Below are 3,730 nucleotides of genomic sequence, written 5' to 3' on the forward strand. Positions count from 1 at the left end.
AGTCGATGACGGCAGATTTACAGTCTGCTCCCTTTGGCCGCTCGGGAACCCCACCCAAATTGTTATGGTGCCGACTACCGGAATCGAACTGGTGACCTACTGATTACAAGTCAGTTGCTCTACCTACTGAGCTAAGTCGGCATCAAGTAGCGCGCATTCTAGGGAGAGGAGCGAGTTCATGCAACTAAAAATTTGCATAAAACGTTCTCTTGCTCACATTTTGTGCTCTCACGCGAAAAAACGGTGTAATTTCAAGCAGCGGAGTGCAAATATTCGCCAATAATTCGGCGCTTCAGGCGCTGTCCGATCATCTCCGGTTACCTCTATCGCATGCTGACCGCTGACGGAAAGGATTCAGGCCGCTAGCCTAGCCTGTTAGCAAAGGCCATGCTTTGCAAAGAATAAGAAACTTATTCTTCTCTTGTGATGCTGGCGCGAGAAAGCAGCATTCAATGAGTTTTTTTCTTATTATTCCCGGCAATCTGGTGTTACCCTCCTGCCCATTGTCCTGATTAACTCGTGTGAAGCATCACCGTTTCAAGGTATTCGGTGATAGTAAGAACATGCTTATGAGCCAAAAAGAGCAGACGTTAATGACACCGTACCTACAATTTAACCGCCACCAATGGGCTGCACTTCGTGATTCTGTCCCGATGACGTTAACCGAGGAAGAAATCACGCGGTTAAAAGGCATCAACGAAGATCTCTCTCTGGAAGAGGTTGCCGAGATCTATTTGCCGCTGTCGCGTTTGCTCAACTTCTATATCAGTTCTAACCTGCGTCGCCAGGCTGTTCTCGAACAATTTCTTGGCACCAATGGTCAGCGAATTCCCTATATTATCAGTATCGCTGGCAGCGTTGCGGTAGGAAAAAGCACCACCGCCCGCGTTCTGCAAGCTTTGCTTAGTCGTTGGCCGGAGCATCGCCATGTCGAACTCATTACCACTGACGGTTTTTTGCACCCTAACTCGGTTTTAAAAGAACGTGGGTTAATGAAGAAAAAAGGCTTTCCGCAGTCCTATGATATGCATCGCCTGGTGAAGTTTGTCTCCGATCTCAAATCAGGGGTACCGCAGGCAACCGCGCCGGTTTATTCCCATCTGATTTATGATGTTATTCCCAACGGTGACAAAACCGTCGCGCAACCGGATATTTTAATTCTTGAAGGGCTGAATGTTCTGCAAAGTGGAATGGATTATCCGCACGATCCCCATCATGTATTCGTTTCCGATTTTGTCGACTTTTCTATTTATGTCGATGCCCCGGAAGAATTATTGAAAAGCTGGTATATCAACCGCTTTCTTAAATTCCGGGAAGGGGCGTTTACCGATCCGGATTCCTATTTCCATAATTACGCTAAGCTCTCGAAGGAAGAAGCGGTAGATATTGCCACTTCGCTATGGAATGAAATCAACCTAATGAATCTTAAAGAAAATATCCTTCCAACTCGCGAGCGCGCCAGCCTGATCATGACTAAGAGCGCCAATCACTCAGTGAATCAGGTACGCTTACGTAAATAAAAAAAGGGAGCCGAAGCTCCCTTTTTTATTCTGCACTGCGCAATGATATTTCACCACCCACCCAGGCTTTTATTACACCATCCTGCTCCAGCAATAGTGCGCCCTGGGCGTCAATGCCACGCGAAATGCCGTAAATTTCTTTATCACCGATAATCAGTTTCACCGGGCGATGAATAAAGTTATCCAGTTTTTCCCAGCGCGGTAGATAGGGAGCCAATCCTTCCTGCTCGAACAGCTCCAGTCCCAGGCGCAGCTCTTTAATCAGGCGCGCGGCGAGGAGGTTACGGTCGATGACCACCCCCGCTTCCTGAAGGCTGATCCACCCCTGATTGACGACATCAGACTCCACGCGACGCATCACAAGGTTGATGCCCGCGCCGCTGACGATTTGTGCGGCATCGCCCGTTTTCCCCGTCAGTTCCACGAGGATCCCTGACAGCTTACGATCCTGCAGGTAAATATCGTTTGGCCATTTCACGCGAACCTGTTCGGCCCCGAGCTGCTGCAGAACTTCAGCGATCACAATACCGATCACCAGGCTTAGGCCAATAGCCGCTGCCGGGCCCTGCTCCAGACGCCAGTACATCGAGAGATAGAGATTCGCGCCAAAGGGCGAAAACCATTTTCTGCCTCGCCGGCCTCGCCCTGCTTGCTGATATTCAGCCACACAGGCATCTCCGGACGTCAGCTCATCAAGCCTGTCCAGCAAATACTGGTTAGTAGAGTCGATGACGGGAAGGACCGTCACTCGGCCATGGTCTATCTCTTGAGAAATCTTTTTCTCATCTAATAGATGAATAGGCTCCGGCAGGCTGTAACCCTTGCCCGGCACAGTAAACACATCGACGCCCCAGTCACGTAAGGTCTGGATGTGCTTATTAATCGCCGCCCGGCTCATGCCTAACTGCTCACCAAGCTGTTCGCCAGAGTGAAACTCGCCATCAGCAAGGATAGAAATTAGCGTTAAAGGGATAGTATGGTCTTTCACGCAATGCTCTCCTCTGCGTTGACTTCACCATGCGTGCCAATGAAGCGCACCTCGGGCTGAAGCCATACATCGAATTTCGCACCCACCCGCTGGCGAACATAATGAGCAAGTTTTACCACATCCTCGCTGGTCGCTCGATCTTCATTAATCAGTACCAGCGCCTGCTGCCGATGGACGGCAGCGCCGCCGATGCGTTGTCCTTTGAGCTCACATTGATCGATTAGCCAGCCAGCGGCCAGCTTGACGCTGCCATTTGCCTGCGGATAGTGCGGTGCATGAGGGAACTGCGCCAGCAGCGCTTCCGCAACCTGAGCGCTGACGATCGGGTTCTTAAAAAAGCTGCCGGCATTACCGTTAATCTTTGGATCCGGCAATTTAGTCATTCGCATATGACAGACCGCATCAAATACCTGCTGCGGCGTGACGGTCTGCGGATCGAGACGCGTTAAATCACCGTAACTCAGTACAGGCTGCCATGTTTTCGCTAACGATAAGCCAATCGCGACGATGGCATAGCGGTCCTGATATTCATGTTTGAAGATACTGTCGCGATAGCCAAAACGGCATTCCGCGGCTGAAAGACGTTGCTTACGCCCGGTTTCCAGCTCAATGCAGTCAACATATTCGCAAACCCGCTGTAGCTCAACGCCGTAGGCGCCAATATTCTGGATCGGCGAAGATCCTGCGCAGCCAGGGATTAACGCCAGATTTTCCAGACCTGGCATCGCATGCTGTAGCGTGAACTGCACCAACTGATGCCAGTTTTCGCCGGCGCCGACGTGCAAGCGCCAGGCTTCCGGCGTTTCGCTCACCTCGATCCCCATAATCCGGTTGAGGATCACCGTACCGGCATAGTCGTTCAGAAACAGGACATTACTGCCTTCCCCAAGGATCAGCGTGGGTTCGCCTGCCGCGGCAGCGGTTTGCCAGGCGCTTAGCAACTGTTGCTCAGTTTCGGCGCGTACTATCGTCTTGGCGAAGCGTTCAATGCCAAAGGTATTCCAGGGTTTGAGGGAGTGGTTCATAGTGGCTTCCTGATGCAAAATCGGCGTTAGTTTATCGTATCTGGCGGGGGAAGGCTTGTCTGATTACAGGGGCAATGATATTGCGGGGCGTTACCGGTGATGATGTGGTGTACCGGTGCGGGCGACAGAACGCGACAGGCCCGTAGCCCCGGTAAGCGCAGCGCCACCGGGGAGGCATACCGGCACGCTGGCCGGAC

General features: G+C 51.7%; 3 protein-coding genes and 1 tRNA gene. 1 reads left to right on the forward strand and 3 read right to left on the reverse strand.

All coding sequences use genetic code 11. The features are described from left to right. Positions 1–65: 65 nt before the first annotated feature. Positions 66–141, reverse strand: a tRNA-Thr gene (locus RRF55_RS26825). A 428-nt stretch (positions 142–569) separates the two neighbouring features. Here RRF55_RS26825 and coaA point away from each other — a divergent pair. Beyond that, the gene (gene coaA, locus RRF55_RS26830) at positions 570–1,520 is read left to right on the forward strand and encodes a type I pantothenate kinase (RefSeq protein ID WP_002883524.1); all 951 of its coding nucleotides are present in this window, start codon (positions 570–572) and stop codon (positions 1,518–1,520) included. A gap of 25 nt (positions 1,521–1,545) precedes the next feature. On the opposite strand, the gene birA is transcribed toward coaA, so the two are convergent. Together birA and murB are read right to left on the reverse strand one after the other, a co-directional pair. Beyond that, positions 1,546–2,508 (reverse strand): bifunctional biotin--[acetyl-CoA-carboxylase] ligase/biotin operon repressor BirA, encoded by a 963-nt coding sequence (gene birA / locus RRF55_RS26835; RefSeq protein WP_002883521.1) that lies wholly within the window; start codon positions 2,506–2,508, stop codon positions 1,546–1,548. Next, on the reverse strand, positions 2,505–3,533 hold the full coding sequence (gene murB / locus RRF55_RS26840; protein WP_002883510.1) for a UDP-N-acetylmuramate dehydrogenase: 1,029 nt from the start codon (positions 3,531–3,533) through the stop codon (positions 2,505–2,507). Before murB ends, birA begins: the two co-directional genes overlap by 4 nt. Positions 3,534–3,730 lie beyond the last annotated feature (197 nt).

The organism is Klebsiella sp. K47 (assembly GCF_051858335.1).
GTDB lineage: Bacteria > Pseudomonadota > Gammaproteobacteria > Enterobacterales > Enterobacteriaceae > Klebsiella > Klebsiella pneumoniae.

Excerpts from the sequence above, each read along its gene's own strand:
- murB (WP_002883510.1), bottom strand. The coding sequence starts at position 3,533 with ATGAACCACTCCCTCAAACCCTGGAATACCTTTGGCATTGAACGCTTC.
- coaA (WP_002883524.1), top strand. The coding sequence starts at position 570 with ATGAGCCAAAAAGAGCAGACGTTAATGACACCGTACCTACAATTTAAC.